This is a genomic window from Burkholderia sp. MSMB1826 (genome assembly GCF_001526325.1).
GTDB lineage: Bacteria > Pseudomonadota > Gammaproteobacteria > Burkholderiales > Burkholderiaceae > Burkholderia.
In genome coordinates, this window is the sequence record NZ_LOYN01000029.1 from 172977 (window position 1) to 192567 (window position 19591).

Below are 19591 nucleotides of genomic sequence, written 5' to 3' on the forward strand. Positions count from 1 at the left end.
GGCCGACGGCCATTGGGCGGCGGCCCTGTCGGGCGCTGGCACTCTTTCACAATCGTTTGGCTGCGACGCCCGCGCCCTGTGGTCAAATACAGGGTTTTCCACGAAACCGTAACGATCCAGGACGGCGAGGTCATATTTGGCGGGGCAGTCGAACCAGCAAGCACACACGGCACATGACGCGGGCCCGCGCGCGGCACGCGATCGCGCCGGCGCCGCGGCCCGCGTCGCGCGGGCGGCCCTCGCGGGTTGCCTGGCCGCGTGCTTCGCGCTGCCGGCCCACGCGAAGTACGACGTCGACATCGACGCGCCGCGCTCGATCCGCAAGCTCCTCAAGACCCATCTCGATATCGCCCGCTTCGCCAAGCGCGACGACATCAGCGACGACCAGTTCGACTTCCTCGTGACCGCCACGCCGCAGCAGGTGCGCGACCTGGCCGCGACGGCCGGCTATTTCTCGCCGGTCGTGCGTACCGACGTGCGCACTCGCGACGGCAAGCGCGACGTGCGCATCGCGGTCGATCCGGGGAAGCAGACCGTCGTGTCGACGGTCGACCTGGCGTTCAAGGGGCCCGTCGAAACCGAGGATCCGGCGCAGGAGACGGCCACCCGTTTCGCGTTCTCGATGAAGCCGGGCGACCCGTTCACGCAGTCCGACTGGGACGACGCGAAGGGGGCGGCGCTCCGGCAGTTGCAGGCGCGCCGCTATCTCGGCGCGAAGATCGCGTCGTCCGAGGCGCGCATCGATCCGCGCACGCAGCGCGCGACGCTCGCGGTCACGTTCGACAGCGGCCCGACGTTTACGATCGGCAAGGTCGACGTCGACGGCGTGCGCCGTTATCCGGAAAAGATCGTCACGAACGTCAATCCGCTGTCGGAAGGCGAGATCTACGACGTGCGGCGGATCAACGAATTGCAGCGGCAGTTGCAGAACACGCCGTACTACGCGAGCGTCGCGATCGACGTCGGCGACGACACGTCGAAGCCCGAGCGCACGCCCGTGCACGTGAAGGTCAGCGAGTTCCCGTACAACAACATCCGCGGCGGCGTCGGCTTCGCCACCGATACCGGGCCGCACGTGCAAGGCTCCTATACGTATCTCGACACCTTCGGCGCCGCGTGGCCGCTGACCGTATCGGGCCGGCTCGACCAGATCCAGCAGTACGGGCAGGTCCAGCTGTCGATGCCGCCGGGCGAGAAGGGCTGGACCAACAGCGTGCTCGCGTCGTACACGAACACCAACGTGTCCGACACGCGTATCTACAGCGCGCGGGTCGGCGTGCAGCGCACGCGCACCGGCCAGTTCATCGACTATTCGTATTCGCTGATGTATTACCAGGACCGGCTCGACCAGAACGGCGCGGGGCCGACCACGAGCCGCGCGCTCGTGCCGCAATGGGCGTGGACCCGCCGCAACGTCGACGATCCGCTGTTTCCGCGTTCGGGCAACCTGATTCACGCGGAGGCGGGCTTTGCGGTCAAGCACGTGCTGGCCGACGAAACCTTCATCCGCGGCTACGCGCGCGGGCAGCAGTACCTGCCAATCGGCAAGCGCGACCTGTTCGTGTTCCGCGCGGAGCTCGGCGGCGTGTTTACGAGCGGCAGCTCGACCGGCGTGCCGGCGTCGCTGCTGTTCCGCGCCGGCGGCTCGAATTCGGTGCGCGGCTACGGCTACCAGAGCATCGGCAACAGCGTCGACGGCTCCGTTCTGCCGACCAAGTATCTGGTGACGGGCACGGCCGAATACCAGCACTGGTTCAACCGCGACTGGGGCGCCGCGACGTTCTTCGACATCGGCACCGCGACCGATGCGTGGGGCGAGCGCGTGTTTTACCCGGGCGTGGGCGTCGGGGCGCGCTGGCGCAGCCCGGTCGGCCCGATCAACGTCGACGTCGCGTACGGGTTGCGCAATCACAGCGTGCGCCCGTACCTGACGCTCGGCATCGCTTTCTGAACCTGTCGCCCTATTGACGACGACCCGCACGACGAACCGCATGACGAAGGACCCGAACGACACGCCGCCGCCTCACGATCCGGATTCGCCCGACGGCGCGTCCGACACGCCGCCGCGCGCGCCGCGCCGCGGCCGCGCGTGGCGTGTCGTCGCGTGGACGCTCGCGACGGTCGTGCTGCTCGTCGTGCTGGCGGCGGGGCTCGTGCTGGGCGCGGTGACGACCGAACGCGGGACGCGGCTCGCGTGGCAGGCGGCCGGCAAGGTGCTCGGCACGCGGCTCGCGGGCACGCTCGAAGGGGGCGCGCTCGCGACCGGCGTGCGCCTGCGCGGGTTCGCGTGGACCAGCCCCGACGGCACCGGCACCGAGGTGCGCATCGACCGCCTCGACGGCCGCTGGGCGCTGACGCGTGCGCCGTGGCGGCTGTCCGTCGCGTATCTGCGCGCCGGCACGATCGACGTGCGGATCGCGCCGGGGCCGTCGACGCCGAGTACGATGCCGCAGGACCTGAGCCTGCCGCTGCAGGTGCGGATCGACGACCTGCGCGTCGACCGCCTCGCCATTCACGAAGGCGGTTCGACGACGCAGCTCGACCATCTCGCGCTGAACGGCCGCAGCGACGGCCGTCACCATGAACTCGTGCTCGACGGCGTCGACACGCCGTACGGCGCGCTGACCGCGCGTGCGAAGCTCGACGGCGTGAAGCCGTTCGCGCTGACGGGCGAAGCTACTTATGCAGGCAAGCTGTCCGACGAAGCGGTCGACGCGCGGGCCCGCGTGTCGGGCTCGCTCGAGGCGCTCGTCGCCGAGGTCGATGCGAGCGGGATGAAGCTGAACGGGCGCGCGCACGTCGAGGCCGCGCCGTTCGGCGCCGTGCCGCTCACGCGCGCGACGCTCGCGTTCGATCACGTGAACCCGCAAGCGCTTTCGCCCGGCGCGCCGGCGGCCGATCTCGCGGTGCGCGCGGAGCTCGCGCCGGTGACCGCGCCGGCAGGTTCGGCGCCGGCGAAGGGGTTCGCGGTGACGGGCCCGGTGTCGATCGTCAATGCGAAGCCGGGCACGCTCGGCGACCATCTGCTGCCGCTGATCGACGCGCATGCGAACGTGCATCTCGACGCGCACGCGCAACGGATCGACGGCCTCGCGCTGAAGCTGATCCGCGACGGCAGCGTGACGGGCGGCGGCACGCTCGCGGGCGGCAAGGGCCGCTTCGACCTGAAGGTCGCGAACCTCGACCTGAACGCGTTCGTCGCCGAGCTGCGGCCGATGCGCCTTGGCGGCCCGCTCGGCGTCACGCTCGCGGGCGACGCGACGACCGTCGATTTCGACCTGAACGACCCGAAGCTCGCGCTCGGCGCGCGCGCCAAGGTCGCGCTGACGCAGAAGCAGACCGTGCTGACCGACACGCGCGTGACGGCGGCCAAGGGGCGCATCGACCTGACCGGCGTATTCCGCCACGACGCGCATTCGAGCTACGACGCGAAGGCGACGCTCACCGCGTTCGATCCGCTGCTGCTCGCCGCGACGAGCGCACCGAAGGCGAGCGGCGGCAAGGCGCCGGCGAAGGCCGGCAGGGCGCCGGCCAAGCGCGGCGAGACGCGCGTGTCGGGCACGCTGACCGCGTCGGGCGCATTCGCGCCGCAGGTCTCGACGAAGGCGACCTTCAAGCTCGCCGACAGCCTGTACGACGGCGTGCCGCTGACCGGCGCCGGCGTCGTGCAGCTCGCCGGCTCGCGGATCCTGCCGAGCAACGCGACCCTGTCGATCGCCGGCAACCACGTCGACCTGCGCGGCAGCTTCGGCGCGCCCGGCGACCGGCTGCGCTTCGTCGTCGACGCGCCGCAGCTCGACCGGCTCGGCTTCGGCGTCGAAGGGCTCGTGCAGGCGCAGGGCGACCTGACCGGCAGCTTCGCGCATCCGAACGTGACGGCCACCTACAAGGCCGAGCACGTCGTCGTCGGGTCGAACCGGATCGGCACCGCACAGGGCCGCGCGGACATCCGCGACGGCGCGCACGGCGCACTCGTGTTCACGGCGGACGCGGCCGACATCGCGCTCGGCTCGTTCAAGCTGAAGTCGTTGCGCGCGAACCTCGACGGCACGCGCGCGAAGCACACGTTGGACGCGTCGGCGCTCGGAGCGGCCGGCGGCCGCGTGATCGACCTGACGCTCGCGGCGAACGGCGGCGTGGTCGAGAACCGCGACGGCATGCGCTGGGACGGCACCGTCACGCGTCTCGTGAATCGCGGCACGCCGGCGCTCGCGCTGCAGGCGCCGCTGACGATATCGGCCGGCGCCGGCCGCGTGACGCTCGGCGCGACGCGGCTCACGCTCGAAGGCGCGGCGATCGACCTGAAGTCGTTCGTGTTCGATCGCGGCCAGATGCGTTCGGCCGGTTCGGTGAGCGGCGCGTCGGTTGCGCGTTTCCTCGAGGTCCGCCAGGAACTGACGGGGCAGCGGCCGCCGGTGCGCACCGACGTCGTGCTCGATGCCGACTGGGATTTCTCGCTCGGCGCGAACGCGACGGGTTACGTGCAGGTGAAGCGCCGCGGCGGCGACGTGACGATCGAGACCGGGCGCGGCATCGCGTCGCTCGGCCTGACCGATCTGTCCGCACGCGCGAGCTTCGCGCCCGGCAACCGCCTCAACGTGACGGCGCTCGCGAAGGCGAGCCGGATCGGCACGCTCGATGCGAACGTCGCGGTGCCGTTCGCGCTGCGCGACGGCGTGTTCGGGGTCGTCGACGACGGTCCGCTGTCGGGCCGCATCGATGCCGACATCCCGGCGCTGAAGACCACCGGCAACCTGTTCGGGCCGAGCTACCTGCTCGGCGGACGCGCGGCGCTGAAGCTGACGGTCTCCGGCACGCCGGTGAAACCGAACCTGTCGGGGACGCTGACGGGCGACGACCTGTCCGCGACGCTCATCGACCAGGGCGTGCAGCTGAAGGACGGCATCGTGCGCGTGAAGCTGTCGGACAACCTCGTCGAATTCCAGCAGGTCGAATTTCACGGCGGCGACGGCACGCTGCGCGCGCTCGGCCGCGTGCGCCTCGACGGCGAGGCGCCCGACCTGACCGCCAGCATCGTCGCGGACAAGCTCGAACTGTTCGCGGCGCCGGACCGCAAGCTGTCGCTGTCGGGCAAGGCCACCGTCGCGAACGACGGGCCGCGCGGCGCGTTGTCGATCGACGGCAAGTTCGTGGTCGATCGCGCGCTGTTCGACCTGCCGGAGCAATCGGCGCCGCACCTGTCCGACGACGTCGTGATCGTGCAGCCGGACGGCACGGTGCGCGGCGAGACGCCGACCGGCACTGCGGCCGCGAAGCCGAAGCCGGTCGAAAACAAGCCGGCGCCGTCGCTGGCGCCGCGCGCGAACATCGACGTCGGCCTCGGCAACAACTTCCGTTTCAAGGGGCACGGCGCCGATCTCGGGCTGCGCGGCACGATCACCGTGATGAGCGCGCCGGGCGTGCCGCTGCGAGCGGTCGGCAACGTGCGCGTGACCGAAGGCTCGACGTACACGACGTTCGGCCGCAAGCTCGCGGTCGAGAACGGCTTCTTCACGTTCAACGGCCCCGTGTCGAACCCGGGCGTCAACATCCTCGCGATGCGGCGCAACCAGGAGGTCGAGGCCGGCGTGCAGGTGACGGGCACGATCCAGTCGCCGACGGCCAAGCTGGTGTCGGAGCCGAACGTCACGGACAACGAAAAGCTGTCGTGGCTGCTGTTCGGGCACGGCACCGATCAGGGCAACAACGTCGGCCAGCAGGGGGCGATGACGGCGGCGCTCGGGCTGCTCGGCAGCGTGACCGGCAAGCGGGTCGCGCAGACCTTCGGTCTCGACGAGGTCTCGGTCGGCCGCAGCGAAGTCGGCCTGACCGATCCGCAGGTCGTGCTGGTGTCGAAGGCGATCAACGAGCGGTTCGTGCTCGGCTTCGAGCAGGGGCTGCAATCGGCGAGCAACGCGTTCAAGGCGACGATCAACCTGACGCGCTTCTGGTCGGTGTCCGCGTACGGCGGCACGTTCCAGGGCGTCGACTTGAACTACACGCGGCGTTTCGACCGCTGGTTCGGGCAGCGCTGAGCGCGGGCGCGGCGTAGCGGGCGGCAATGAAAAAGCCCCGCACGATGTCGAATCGTGCGGGGCTTTTTGGCGCCGGCAGCAGCGCGTTCGGCTTACTTCACGCGCATGCCGGGCTTCGCGCCGCTGTGCGGCTCGAGGATGTAGAGACCCGGTTCCGCCTTTTCGTCGGCGGCCGACGCGGCGAGCACCATCCCTTCGGACAGGCCGAACTTCATCTTGCGCGGCGCGAGGTTCGCGACCATCACCGTCAGCTTGCCGACGAGCTGCTCCGGCTGGTACGCGGACTTGATGCCCGAAAACACGTTGCGGGTCTTTTCCTCGCCGACGTCGAGCGTGAGCTGCAGCAGCTTGTCCGAGCCTTCGACGGCCTGGCACGCGACGATCTTCGCGATGCGCAGGTCGATCTTCGCGAAATCGTCGATCGAGATCGGCGCGTCGTCGGCGCCGTTCGCGGCGGCCGGCTTCGCGTTCGCGTTGGCATCGCGCTTCGCATGCTTCGCGGCGTTCGCGCTCGCGGCCGCTGCACCCGTTGCTTCGGCCTGCAGCGAATCGCGGTTCGCGGCCAGCAGCGCTTCGATCTGCTTCGCATCGACGCGCGTCATCAGGTGCTGGTACGCCTTGATCGGCTGCGCCGACGACAGCGGCTTCGCGGCATCGGCCCACACGAGCGGCGCGATCCCGAAGAACGCCTCGACCGCTTCGGCGACGCGCGGGATCACCGGCTTCAGTGCGAGCGACAGCAGGCGGAAGGCTTCGAGGCTCACGCTGCAGGTTTCGTGCAGCGCGACCGCGTTGGCCGGATCCTTCGCGAGATCCCACGGCTTCGCGCCGTCGACGTACGCATTCACTTCGTCCGCGAGCTCCATCGTGTGGCGCAGCGCGCGGCCGTATTCGCGTGCTTCGTAGTTCGCGGCGATCTGCGCGATCGCATCGCGCAGCTTCGCGACGAGCGGATGATTCATCGCGCTGTCCTGCACGCGGCCGTCGAAACGCTTGATCAGGAAGCCGGCCGCGCGACTCGCGATGTTCACGTACTTGCCGACGAGATCGCTGTTCACGCGCGCCTGGAAGTCGTCGAGGTTCAGGTCGATGTCTTCCATCGTCGCGTTCAGCTTCGCGGCGAAGTAGTAGCGCAGCCACTCGGGGTTCAGGCCCGTGTCGATGTAGCTCCGCGCGGTGATGAACGTGCCGCGCGATTTCGACATCTTCGCGCCGTCGACCGTCAGGAAGCCGTGCGCGAACACGTTGGTCGGCGTGCGGTGGCCCGAGAACTCGAGCATCGCCGGCCAGAACAGCGTGTGGAAGTACAGGATGTCCTTGCCGATGAAGTGATATTGCTCGGCCTTCGAGCCCGGGCGGATCCACGCGTCGAAATCGATGCCGTTGCGGTCGCACAGGTTCTTGAAGCTCGCGTAGTAGCCGACCGGCGCGTCGAGCCACACGTAGAAATACTTGCCGGGCGCGCCGGGGATCTCGAAGCCGAAGTACGGCGCGTCGCGCGAGATGTCCCAGTCGGCGAGCTTGGCTTCGCCGGCGTCGCCGAGCCATTCGCGCATCTTGTTGGTCGCTTCGGGCTGCGCGAGGCCGCTCACCCATTCGCGCAGGAACGATTCGCAGCGCGGGTCGGACAGGCGGAAGAAGTAGTGCTTCGAGGTCTTGCGCACCGGCGTCGCGCCCGACACGACCGAATACGGGTTCAGCAGATCGGTCGGCAGGTACGTCGAGCCGCACACTTCGCAGCTGTCGCCGTACTGGTCCTTCGCGTGGCACTTCGGGCACTCGCCCTTGATGAAGCGGTCCGGCAGGAACATTTCCTTGACCGGATCGTACGCTTGCTCGATTTCGCGTTCGGCGATCAGGCCGGCTTCCTGCAGCGCGAGATAGATCTTCTCGCTCAGCACGCGGTTCTCGTCCGAATCGGTCGAGTAGAAGTTGTCGAACGACACGCCGAAGCTGTCGAAGTCGCGCTTGTGCTCGGTCCACACGCGGTCGATCAGCTGCTTCGGGGTCAGGCCTTCCTGCTCCGCGCGCAGCATGATCGGCGTGCCGTGCGTATCGTCGGCGCCGATGTAGTAGACCTCGTGGCCATGCATTCGCAGCGCCCGCACCCAGATGTCGGTCTGGATGTACTCGACCAGGTGGCCGATGTGGATCTGCCCGTTGGCGTAGGGCAGTGCGGACGTAACGAGGATCTGGCGGCCGCCTTGCGGCGCCGCAGCCTGCACGGAAGTGAGGTCGGATGCGGACATAGGGTCTGGAGAAGAACAGCGGGAAAAACGACGGGAAACCGCGATTCTAGCAGGGGCAAGGGCCAGCGCGGCGGGCACGCGCCGCGGACCGGGCGGCAGAAGGGGCGAGGCCGCGCAGGTGGCGCGCCCGACAGCGCCATGCTGCATTGCAACACGAATTTCGCGGGCAAAAAAAACCGGGGCGGATACGGCCCCGGAGCAACAACGACAAGAGGAGAATGGTGACGCGCCGGCAACACCAGCCGCGTACCGTAAATACTGACCACGGCCTGCGACAGAAGTTCGAAAAATTTTTCGATTTGTTACCGGCCCCGCCGAAAGCCTTGTGAGGCGGGGCTGTGCGGGCAGGACGCCCGCACGTTTCCTCTCGTGGTCGCGCTTACTGATGCTGTTGCGGCGCGCGCAGGTAGATCTCGACGCGGCGGTTTTGTGCGCGGCCGGCTTCGGTCGCGTTGTCCGCGATCGGGTTCGATGCGCCCATGCCTTGCGCCGACAGACGGCCGCCGTTCACGCCGCGCTGCACGAGCGCGTTCACGACGCTTTGCGCGCGGTTCTGCGACAGCGTCTGGTTCAGCTGCGCCGAGCCCGTGCTGTCCGTGTAGCCGACGATCGACGCCGTCACTTGCGGGTTCTGGTTCAGCGTCGTCGCCAGGTCGTTCAGCAGCGGCGTGAACGCCGGCGTGATCGCGTACTGGTTCGTCGCGAACGTGACCGAGCTCGGCACGTTCAGCTTCAGCGAGCCGTCCGGCTGTTCGGTGACCTGCGTACCCGTCTGCGCTGCCGACGGTGCGAGCTTGTTCTTGATCGCTTGCCAGTTGTAACCCGTCACGCCGCCGACCAGTGCGCCGACGCCCGCGCCGATCGCCGCGCCCTTGCCGCCGCCGGCCAGTGCGCCGATCCCTGCGCCCAGCGCCGCGCCCGTGCCGGTGCCGACGGCCGTATTGTTGCCCTGCTGCGTGGCGCAGCCTGCCAGCAGCGCGCCGGCGAGTGCGAAGACGGACAGGCGAGTCGCGATTTTCATGTTCATGTTGGATTCCTCTCTTGGTTGAACGAGTCGACAACGACGACAAACAACAGCTACGGCTCCCTGCGCGGGCCGGCCGAAAAAGGAAGGCCGGCCCGCGCTCGCGGCAGCCGCCGAGGCGATCGCATGCCCTGTCCGTCAGCGTGGCTGTTCGGACAGCGCGACGCGTCAGCCTCTACAATATAGGCGGTAAGCGGCCGATTTGGCCCTATAGCGTGCCGCACGCGAAGAGTGCGCCGGGTCGCGCGTTCGCGCAATGGCGTGCAACAGATTCTTTCACTTTTCCCGATTTTCGCAGCGTAATTTGATATTTTTTGACGTTTGCGTGCGAGAAAAACGTTTTCACGGAGTTTCGATGAGCATTGACCGGGCACAAGTCGACGCCGCGCTGGCGGCAGTCGTCGACCCCAATACCGGCCGGCCGTACGCGGCGAACAAGGGCGTGCGCAACGTCGCGATCGACGGCGATGTCGTGGCGCTCGACGTGGTGCTCGGTTATCCGGCGCGCAGCCAGCACGACGACGTGCGCGCGCGCGTCGCCGCGGCGCTGCAGGCCGTGCCGGGCGTGCGCGACGCGCGCGTCGCCGTGTCGCAGGAGATCGTCGCGCATACGGTGCAGCGCGGCGTGAAGCTGTTGCCGAATGTGAAGAACATCGTCGCGGTCGCGTCGGGCAAGGGCGGCGTCGGCAAGAGCACGACGGCCGTGAACCTCGCGCTCGCGCTCGCCGCGGAAGGCGCGTCGGTCGGCATCCTCGACGCCGACATCTACGGCCCGTCGCTGCCGACGATGCTCGGCATCCACGGCCAGCGCCCCGAGTCGCCGGACAACCAGTCGATGAACCCGCTCGTCGGCCATGGGCTGCAGGCGAACTCGATCGGCTTCCTGATCGAGGAGGACAACCCGATGGTGTGGCGCGGCCCGATGGCGACGTCCGCGCTCGAACAACTGCTGCGCCAGACCAACTGGCGCGAGCTCGACTACCTGATCGTCGACATGCCGCCCGGTACGGGCGACATCCAGCTCACGCTCGCGCAGCGCGTGCCCGTCACCGGCGCGGTGATCGTCACGACGCCGCAGGACATCGCGCTGCTCGACGCGAAGAAGGGGCTGAAGATGTTCGAGAAGGTCGGCATCCCGATCCTCGGCATCGTCGAGAACATGAGCATCCACATCTGCTCGAATTGCGGCCACGAGGAGCACATCTTCGGCGCGGGCGGCGCGGAGCGGATGGCGAAGGATTACGGCGTGAACGTGCTGGGCAGCCTGCCGCTCGACATCGCGATTCGCGAGCGTGCCGACGGCGGCACGCCGACGGTTGCGGCCGAGCCGGACGGCGCGCTCGCGCGGCGCTACCGCGATATCGCGCGCGGCGTCGCGCTGGCGATTGCCGAGCGATCGCGCGACATGACGTCGAAGTTCCCGTCGATCGTTGTTCAAAATACGTAAAACCCTTGCGGGGCGGGGCCTCACGCTGTTTACGGCGCCGCGAGGCGCGGTATCATTGCGACTTTTCCCGGGTCCCTTTACCCACCCGGCGCGGCCGTCGTCTCGAACGGCCGCCAGCCGGTATGAGGATCGAATGAAACAACGACATCACGGCGTGCGCGCCGGCCGCGCGCGGCGCGCGCTGCTGGCCGCCGCCGCGCTGGGCCTGCTGGCCGGCTGTACCTCCTTTTCCTCGTCGCACGAAAAACGGGCCGACGCGCAACTGCAGCCGACGGTCGGCTCGCAGGCGCGCGGCGCGGTGACGTTCGTCGAGCGCCCGGACGGCGTGCAGGTCACCTACAACCTGGTCGGCCTGCCGCCGAACAGCGATCACGCGCTGCAGGTGCACGAACGCGGCGACTGCAACGCGGGCGACGGCTCGAGCGCCGGCCAGGTGTTCGCGCCGGCCGCCGACCGGCTGCGCGCGGGCGCGCGCGTCGCCGGCGATCTCGGCAACATCCATGCGGATGCGAACGGCGTCGCGGCCGGCTTCATCGTCGCGCCCGATCTGGCCCTCGACGGCGTGCGCTCGGCGATGAACCGCGCGGCGCTGGTGCACCGCGACTCGAGCGACCCGGCGTTTCCGCAGCATGGCGCGGGGCCCGCGCTGGCTTGCGGCGTGATCCGTTGACGGCCGCCGCGTGCGTGAGCCGATGATCGCGTAAAATGTGCGCCTTTCCCGGCCGCCGCCTGGCGCGAGCGGCCCTTCCCGACTGTCACGCAGCGTTTCCTGGCGCCCCGATATGAAACGACCCCAACGCTCACTTCGTTCGCTGTCCCACGAGGGGACGGTCAGCCCCTCCGGGACGGCCCTGCGGAGGCTGGCATGAGCATCAAGTCCGACAAATGGATTCGGCGCATGGCCGAAGAGCACAAGATGATCGAGCCGTTCGTGCCCGATCAGGTCCGCGCGTCCGAGGACGGCCGCCGGATCGTCAGCTACGGCACGTCGAGCTACGGCTACGATATCCGCTGCGCGGACGAATTCAAGATCTTCACGAACATCAACTCGACGATCGTCGATCCGAAGAACTTCGACGAGGGCTCGTTTGTCGATTTCAAGGGCGACGTGTGCATCATCCCGCCGAATTCGTTCGCGCTGGCCCGCACCGTCGAATATTTCCGCATCCCGCGCACCGTGCTGACGGTCTGCCTCGGCAAGTCGACCTACGCGCGCTGCGGGATCATCGTCAACGTGACGCCGTTCGAACCCGAGTGGGAAGGCTACGTCACGCTGGAATTCTCGAATACCACGCCGCTGCCTGCGAAGATCTACGCGAACGAAGGCGTCGCGCAGGTCTTGTTCTTCGAGAGCGACGAGGTGTGCGACGTGTCGTACGCCGATCGCGGCGGCAAGTATCAGGGTCAGCGCGGTGTCACGCTGCCGAAAACCTGATCTGGTTGCATAACGTCTCACCAGTTTCCGGGTGACCGCTGCGCGTGACGCGCCGCGGTCGTTCTTTTTGGAGAATCGCCCATGAAGTTTCGTTTTCCCGTCGTCATCATCGACGAAGATTTCCGCTCCGAGAACATCTCGGGCTCCGGCATCCGGGCGTTGGCCGAAGCGATCGAGAAGGAGGGCGTCGAAGTCCTCGGCCTCACGAGCTATGGCGATCTGACGTCGTTCGCGCAGCAATCGAGCCGCGCGTCGTGCTTCATCCTGTCGATCGACGACGACGAACTCATGCTCGGCGAAACCGGCGCGGACGGCGAGCTGCCCGAGCTCGCGACCGCGATCATCGAGCTGCGCGCGTTCGTCGCCGAAGTGCGCCGCCGCAACGCGGACATCCCGATCTTCCTGTACGGCGAGACGCGCACGTCGCGGCATCTGCCGAACGACATCCTGCGCGAACTGCACGGCTTCATCCACATGTTCGAGGACACGCCGGAGTTCGTCGCGCGCCACATCATCCGCGAAGCGAAGGTCTATCTCGATTCGCTCGCGCCGCCGTTCTTCAAGGAGCTCGTCAAGTATGCGGACGAAGGCTCGTACTCGTGGCACTGCCCCGGTCACTCGGGCGGCGTCGCGTTCCTGAAGAATCCGCTCGGCCAGATGTTCCATCAGTTCTTCGGCGAGAACATGCTGCGCGCGGACGTCTGCAACGCGGTGGACGAACTCGGCCAGTTGCTCGATCACACGGGCCCCGTCGCGGCGTCCGAGCGCAATGCGGCGCGCATCTTCAGTGCCGACCACCTGTTCTTCGTGACCAACGGCACGTCGACGTCGAACAAGATCGTCTGGCACGCGACGGTCGCGCCCGGCGATATCGTGCTGGTCGACCGCAACTGCCACAAGTCGATCCTGCACGCGATCACGATGACGGGCGCGATCCCGGTGTTCCTCACGCCGACGCGCAATCATTTCGGCATCATCGGGCCGATCCCGCGCGACGAATTCAAGCCGGAGAACATCCGCAAGAAGATCGAGGCGAACCCGTTCGCGCGCGAGGCGATGCGCCAGAACCCGGACATGAAGCCGCGCATCCTGACGATCACGCAGAGCACGTACGACGGCGTCGTCTACAACGTCGAGATGATCAAGGACCTGCTCGGCGACCTGCTCGACACGCTGCACTTCGACGAAGCGTGGCTGCCGCACGCGACGTTCCACGATTTCTACCGCGACATGCACGCGATCGGCGACGGCCGTCCGCGCACGGGCGCGCTCGTGTTCGCGACGCACTCGACGCACAAGCTGCTCGCCGGCATCTCGCAGGCCTCGCAGATCGTCGTGCAGGATTCGGAGAACCGCACGTTCGACAAGCATCGCTTCAACGAGGCGTACCTGATGCACACGTCGACGAGCCCGCAGTACGCGATCATCGCGTCGTGCGACGTCGCGGCCGCGATGATGGAGCCGCCGGGCGGCACCGCGCTCGTCGAGGAATCGATCGCCGAGGCGATCGACTTCCGCCGCGCGATGCGCAAGGTCGACGCCGAATACGGCGACGACTGGTTCTTCAGCGTGTGGGGGCCGGACAACCTGTCCGAGGAAGGCATCGGTTCGCGCGAAGACTGGATGCTGAAGCCGAACGACCACTGGCACGGCTTCGGCCCGCTCGCGGAAGGCTTCAACATGCTCGACCCGATCAAGGCGACGATCATCACGCCGGGGCTCGACGTCGACGGCGAATTTGGCGAGACCGGCATTCCGGCCGCGATCGTCACGAAGTACCTGGCCGAGCACGGGATCATCGTCGAGAAGACCGGCCTGTACTCGTTCTTCATCATGTTCACGATCGGCATCACGAAGGGCCGCTGGAACTCGATGGTGACCGAGCTGCAGCAGTTCAAGGACGACTACGACAACAACCAGCCGCTGTGGCGCGTGCTGCCGGAATTCGTCGCGCAGCATCCGCGCTACGAGCGCGTCGGCCTGCGCGACCTGTGCACGCAGATCCACGACGTGTACCGCGCGAACGACATCGCCCGCCTGACGACCGAGATGTACCTGTCGGACATGGAGCCGGCGATGAAGCCGTCGGACGCGTTCGCGAAGCTCGCGCACCGCAAGATCGACCGCGTGCCGCTCGACGAGCTCGAAGGCCGCGTGACGAGCATCCTGCTCACGCCGTACCCGCCGGGCATTCCGCTGCTGATCCCGGGCGAGCGCTTCAACAAGACGATCGTGAACTACCTGCGGTTCGCGCGCGACTTCAACGAGCGTTTCCCGGGCTTCCACACCGACATCCACGGCCTCGTCGCGGAAGAGGTGAACGGCCGCGTCGAGTACTTCGTCGACTGCGTGCGCGACTGATGGCGACGCACGGACGACTCCGGACGATGCGCGCGGCGCTGGCCGCGCTCGTCGTCTGGGCGGCAGGATTGATGGGGCTCGCAGGCGCGGGTGTCGTGCATGCGGAAGTCGCGGCGGCCGACCCGATCGACGTCGCGATGCGGCAGTGCCTCGCGCGGCGCGACCGGTCGTCGCCGGCCGGCCAGATCCAGTGCATGGGCGAAGCGCAGCAGCAGTGGCAGGCAGTGATGGACGGCGCGTACCAGCGCCTGTCGAAGGATGCGCCGGCCGACGCGAAGCGCGGCTGGCAGGAGAGTCAGCGTCGCTGGCTCACGTGGCGCAAGGACGAAGTGCAACTGCTGAAGGCCGTGTACGACACCACGCGCGGCACCGCGTATGCGATGTCGAGCGCCGACCTGCAACTGCAGCCGGTGCGCGATCGCGCGCTGGCGCTGCGCGGGGCGGCCGACCGCTATGCACCGCCGCCCGCCGCCGTGCCGGTCGCGGCGACGAGCGGCGCGCAGGGCGGTGCGGCTGCACCGGCCGGCGCCAAGCCGGCGAACGCGCCGCGCGATCCGGCGATCCGCCGCGTGCGGCCGTGCGCGCAGGACGCCGCGTGCGAACACGCGCTGTTCGACCTGAACCGCTATTACCAGAAGCTGCGCCGCAAGATGCCCGCGCATTCGGCCGCGACGCTCGTGCGCGCGCAGCGCGCGTGGGTGGCGTTCCGCGATGCGACGGCGCCGCTCGTCGGCGAGGACGGCCGCGTCGACCTGATCGGTGCGCGCATCGCGACGATGAAGCGGCTGTCGGAGACGGCCGGCAACCGGTAGGCCTCGCCGCGATGCCGACGATCCGGCACGGTAACGCAAACGGGCACCCTCGGGTGCCCGTTTGCGTTGGCGGGGCCGGGTGCGGCGCTTACGCGGGCTGCTGCGTGTCCAGCCGGCCGAACCAGGTCGGCACGAGCGAGACCGCGTCGTCGAGCGACGCGAGCACGTGCAGGCTCAGCGCGACGATGTCGGGCGTCGGCGCCTTCAGGTCGGGCACGGTGACGACCGCGGCGCCCGCGCCGGCGGCCGACAGCGCGCCGAAGTCGCTGTCCTCGAACGCGACGCACGCGTGGGCCGGCACGCCGAGGCGCTCGGCCGCGAGCCGGTAGACGGCCGGGTCGGGTTTGCCGCGCGCGACTTCGTCGCCGCCCGCGATCGCGCGGAAGAACGGCAGCACGCCGACGGCGTCGAGCCGCGCGCGGATCACGTCGCGCGCGGACGACGACGCGACCGCGCACGGAATGCCGGCCTGCGCGAGCGTGTCGAGCAGCGCACGCGCGCCCGACTTCAGCGGAAACTTCGGATGGGGCTCAGGCGCGGCGAGTTGCTCGCGCACGCGGATGCGCACCGCGTCGAACGTGTCGGGGTCGCCGATCAGTCGCGCGAGGATCACCTGGCCTTCGGCGAACGAGCGGCCGACGATCTGCAGGTAATCGAGCTCGGTCAACACGACGCCGTGCGCATTCGACACGTCGATCCACGTGTTCATGATGGTCCGCTCGGAATCGACGAGCAGGCCGTCCATGTCGAAGAGCGCGGCGGAAAAGGTCATCGGAGGCATCCGTGAAGCGGGGAAGGCGGCGGGCGGCGCGTCGGCCGCCCGAATGAAAAACGGACGCCGAAGGCGTCCGTCGGGGGCTGCAGCTCGTTACTTGCCCAGCGCGGCGCGGGCGGCGTTGACGGCCGCACGCACCTGGTCGGGCGCGGTGCCGCCCGGATGGTTGCGGCTTGCGACCGACCCTTCGAGCGTCAGGTAGCCGAACACGTCGTCGCCGATCAGGTGCGCGACGTTCGGCAGTTCCCGCTTCATCTCGTCGAGCGTCAGGTCGGCGAGGTCGATGCCGCGGTCGTCGCAGATCTTGACCGCGTGCGCGACGGCTTCGTGCGCGTCGCGGAACGGCAGGCCGCGCTTCACGAGGTAGTCGGCGAGGTCGGTGGCGGTCGAGAAGCCCTGCAGCGCGGCCGCGCGCATCGCGTCCGGCTTCACGGTGATGCCGGCGACCATCTCGGCGAAGATCCGCAGCGTGTCGGCGACGGTGTCGACCGTGTCGAACAGCGGTTCCTTGTCTTCCTGGTTGTCCTTGTTGTACGCGAGCGGCTGGCCCTTCATCAGCGTGAGCAGCGCCATCAGGTGGCCGTTCACGCGGCCGGTCTTGCCGCGCGCGAGCTCGGGCACGTCCGGGTTCTTCTTCTGCGGCATGATCGAGCTGCCGGTGCAGAAGCGATCGGCGATGTCGATGAAGCCGACGCGCGGGCTCATCCACAGCACGAGCTCTTCGGAGAAGCGCGACACGTGCGTCATCACGAGCGCGGCCGCGGCGGTGAATTCGATCGCGAAGTCGCGATCCGACACCGCGTCGAGCGAGTTCGCGCAGATGCCGTCGAAGCCGAGCGTCTTCGCGACCGCGTGACGGTCGATCGGGTAGCTCGTGCCCGCGAGCGCGGCCGCGCCGAGCGGCAGGCGGTTCACGCGGGTGCGGCAGTCGCGCATGCGTTCGGCGTCGCGCGTGAACATCTCGACGTACGCGAGCAGGTGATGGCCGAACGTGACCGGCTGCGCGACCTGCAGATGCGTGAAGCCCGGCATGATCGTGTCGGCGTTCCGTTCCGCGAGGTCGATCAGCGCGCCGCGCAGGTCGTTCAGCAGGCCGCCGATGCGGTCGATCTCGCCGCGCAGCCACAGGCGGATGTCGGTCGCGACCTGGTCGTTGCGCGAGCGGCCCGTGTGCAGGCGCTTGCCGGCGTCGCCGATCAGCGCGGTCAGGCGCGCCTCGATGTTCAGGTGGACGTCTTCGAGGTCGAGCTGCCATTCGAATTCGCCGCGCTCGATCTCGCCCTTGATCTGCGCCATCCCGCGTTCGATCGCGGCCAGGTCGTCGGCGCTGATGATCCGCTGCGCGGCGAGCATGTTCGCGTGCGCGAGCGAGCCGGCGATGTCGACGAGCGCGAGGCGCTTGTCGAAAAACACCGACGACGTGTAGCGCTTGACCAGCTCCGACATCGGTTCCGAGAAGCGGGCCGACCAGGCCTCGCCCTTTTTGTGCAGTTGGGACGTCATGGCGTTTCTTCGAAGGGGAGTTGGGCGGCGTGCGCCGCCGAGGGAATCCCGCGATTCTAACATTCGCGGGCCGGCCCGCCGGCCGTTGCCGGCGCGGCCGGCGGTACTCAGTCGCGCACCAGCACGACGAGCTTCAGGTCCTCGCGGTGCGCGGGCTTCAGCGTGATCTGCTGGTACACGAGGCGGCCGTCGGCCGGGTGGTCGAATTCGCGCAACCCGCCTTCGCGCTCGAACACGTCCTGGGATGCCCAGTACTGCGCGAACGCGTCGCTGCCGGCCGTCAGCGCGTCGATCAGCGCGCGCGTCGGCGCATCGGTCAGGTGGCGGATCGCATCGGCGCGGAATTCGGCCGCGAGCCGCCGCGCGCGGGTTTCCCAGTCGACGATCAGCGTGCGGGCGGCCGGCGACATGAACGTGAAGCGCAGCAGGTTGCGGTCGTGCTCGCCGTCGAGCCAGCCGGAAAACAGTGCGGCGGCCGGCGCATTCCACGCGAGCGCATTCCATTGGCGGTCGAGCACGTAGGCGGGCGTCGCGATCGCCGCGACGGTCGCGGCGAGCGTCGGCGGCAGGTCGCCGCCCGCGACATCGGGCTCGGCCGGGTCGCGCTGCGCGGCCAGCTCGAACAGGTACGCGCGCTCGGCCTTCGACAGTTGCAGCGCGACGGCGATCCGGGCGAGCGCGTCGGCCGACGCCGATACGGGCCGGCCCTGTTCGATCCACGTGTACCAGGTCGGGCTGACGCCGCACAGCTGCGCGACTTCCTCGCGCCGCAGCCCCGGCGTGCGGCGGCGCGGGCCGGGCGGCAGGCCGACCGCCTGCGGCGACAGCCGCTCGCGATGGGCGCGGATGAATTCGCCGAGCGCGCGAGCGGGCGTGGCGTCGAGCGGCGGGACGGGAGCGGAGGACGGCTGGTTCATGCGGAAACGGCGAAATGGAGACGAAGGTGCGGCAACGATCCGGCAGCAACGATCAGACAGGTGGATCGAATACCAGAATAACTGCTTAACTTGTACTGGTACATGTGCGGGCCTATTGTAGCGGCTCGCGCGCCGGCAGGACACGGCGTGCGTCCCACGAGACGTTGCACGGGGCCGGATCGCGCGCGGGCGCGCCGGGTTCGGCCGGCTGCATCAAGAAAAGGAGCGAACGATGAAACACCACGACCAGGTCGCCGACGCATTCGGCACGACGGCCGCCGCCTATCTGACGAGCACGGTTCATGCGACGGGCGCCGACCTGCAGACGCTCGCCGACGCGGTGCGTGCGACGCCCGATGCGGCGGTGCTCGACCTCGGTTGCGGCGCCGGCCACGCGAGCTTCGCGGTCGCGCCGCACGTGCGCGACGTGGTCGCGTACGATCTCGCCGCGCCGATGCTCGCGACCGTCGACGCGGCCGCGCGCGAGCGCGGGCTCGCGAACATCCGCACGCAGCAGGGCCCGGCCGAGCGGCTGCCGTTCGACGCCGCGACGTTCGACTGGGTCGTGAGCCGGATGAGCGCGCACCACTGGCACGACATGCGCGCGGCGCTGGCCGAGGTGCGCCGCGTGCTGAAGCCGGGCGGCCGTGTGTTGATGATCGACATCGCCGGCAACGACCATCCGCTCCTCGATACGTACCTGCAGGCCGCGGAAGTGCTGCGCGACGCGTCGCACGTGCGCGACTACCGTGCGGACGAATGGCTCGCGATGTTTCGCGTGGCCGGTTTCGACGCGCAGGTGCACAGCCGCTGGCGGTTGCCGATCGATTTCGACACGTGGGTCGCGCGCATCCGCACGTCGGCCGACAGCGTCGCCGGCATTCGCGCGCTGTGGGCGCATGCGCCGGACGAGGTGCGCGGCTATTACGCGGTGCAGCCCGACGGTTCGTTCGAGCACGATGCGTTGCTGATCGACGCGCGCTGAGCGTGCGGCGCACGCCGCGCCGTTTCTCGTCGCATGAAAAAAGCCGCG

13 protein-coding genes are annotated in these 19591 nt (G+C 68.8%); 8 read left to right on the forward strand and 5 right to left on the reverse strand.

The features are described from left to right. Window positions 1-136 precede the first annotated feature (136 nt). A complete protein-coding gene (locus tag WS95_RS18365; RefSeq protein ID WP_059782300.1) occupies window positions 137-1951 on the forward strand; it encodes an autotransporter assembly complex protein TamA in 1815 nt (604 codons plus the stop codon). A gap of 40 nt (window positions 1952-1991) precedes the next feature. Next, a complete protein-coding gene (locus WS95_RS18370; protein WP_059825106.1) occupies window positions 1992-6035 on the forward strand; it encodes a translocation/assembly module TamB domain-containing protein in 4044 nt (1347 codons plus the stop codon). Window positions 6036-6127: 92 nt separating this feature from the next. Here WS95_RS18370 and metG read toward each other — a convergent pair whose 3' ends face one another. Then, complete coding sequence (gene metG / locus WS95_RS18375; RefSeq protein WP_059782302.1) at window positions 6128-8284, reverse strand: methionine--tRNA ligase; 2157 nt, start codon at window positions 8282-8284, stop codon at window positions 6128-6130. 379 nt (window positions 8285-8663) lie between these two features. Continuing rightward, the gene (locus WS95_RS18380) at window positions 8664-9311 is read right to left on the reverse strand and encodes an OmpA family protein (RefSeq protein ID WP_006485420.1); all 648 of its coding nucleotides are present in this window, start codon (window positions 9309-9311) and stop codon (window positions 8664-8666) included. 352 nt (window positions 9312-9663) lie between these two features. Here WS95_RS18380 and apbC point away from each other — a divergent pair, with 352 nt between their 5' ends. The 5 genes from apbC to WS95_RS18405 all read left to right on the forward strand — a co-directional run bounded on the left by apbC (window position 9664) and on the right by WS95_RS18405 (window position 15363). Then, window positions 9664-10755 (forward strand): iron-sulfur cluster carrier protein ApbC, encoded by a 1092-nt coding sequence (gene apbC, locus WS95_RS18385; protein WP_059824954.1) that lies wholly within the window; start codon window positions 9664-9666, stop codon window positions 10753-10755. A gap of 133 nt (window positions 10756-10888) precedes the next feature. After that, the gene (gene sodC, locus WS95_RS18390; RefSeq protein ID WP_034208121.1) at window positions 10889-11425 is read left to right on the forward strand and encodes a superoxide dismutase [Cu-Zn]; all 537 of its coding nucleotides are present in this window, start codon (window positions 10889-10891) and stop codon (window positions 11423-11425) included. Window positions 11426-11620: 195 nt separating this feature from the next. Beyond that, window positions 11621-12190 (forward strand): dCTP deaminase, encoded by a 570-nt coding sequence (dcd, locus tag WS95_RS18395; RefSeq protein WP_006398615.1) that lies wholly within the window; start codon window positions 11621-11623, stop codon window positions 12188-12190. An 81-nt stretch (window positions 12191-12271) separates the two neighbouring features. Next, complete coding sequence (locus WS95_RS18400; protein WP_059782305.1) at window positions 12272-14551, forward strand: arginine/lysine/ornithine decarboxylase; 2280 nt, start codon at window positions 12272-12274, stop codon at window positions 14549-14551. Further along, on the forward strand, window positions 14551-15363 hold the full coding sequence (locus tag WS95_RS18405) for a lysozyme inhibitor LprI family protein (RefSeq protein ID WP_059824955.1): 813 nt from the start codon (window positions 14551-14553) through the stop codon (window positions 15361-15363). The genes WS95_RS18400 and WS95_RS18405 overlap by 1 nt, the downstream gene beginning before the upstream one ends. An 88-nt stretch (window positions 15364-15451) precedes the next feature. Here the strand turns inward: WS95_RS18405 and WS95_RS18410 are convergent, their stop codons facing one another. The 3 genes from WS95_RS18410 to WS95_RS18420 form a co-directional block, all read right to left on the reverse strand. Then, the gene (locus WS95_RS18410; protein ID WP_059824957.1) at window positions 15452-16135 is read right to left on the reverse strand and encodes an HAD family hydrolase; all 684 of its coding nucleotides are present in this window, start codon (window positions 16133-16135) and stop codon (window positions 15452-15454) included. Window positions 16136-16231: 96 nt separating this feature from the next. Continuing rightward, on the reverse strand, window positions 16232-17641 hold the full coding sequence (gene argH / locus WS95_RS18415) for an argininosuccinate lyase (RefSeq protein ID WP_034208117.1): 1410 nt from the start codon (window positions 17639-17641) through the stop codon (window positions 16232-16234). 107 nt (window positions 17642-17748) lie between these two features. Next, window positions 17749-18558, reverse strand: coding sequence for a helix-turn-helix transcriptional regulator (locus WS95_RS18420; protein WP_034208116.1), 810 nt, complete (start codon window positions 18556-18558; stop codon window positions 17749-17751). A 232-nt stretch (window positions 18559-18790) separates the two neighbouring features. Between WS95_RS18420 and WS95_RS18425 the strand changes: the two genes are divergently transcribed. Next, window positions 18791-19543 (forward strand): class I SAM-dependent methyltransferase, encoded by a 753-nt coding sequence (locus WS95_RS18425; protein WP_059824958.1) that lies wholly within the window; start codon window positions 18791-18793, stop codon window positions 19541-19543. The last annotated feature ends 48 nt before the right edge of the window (window positions 19544-19591 follow it).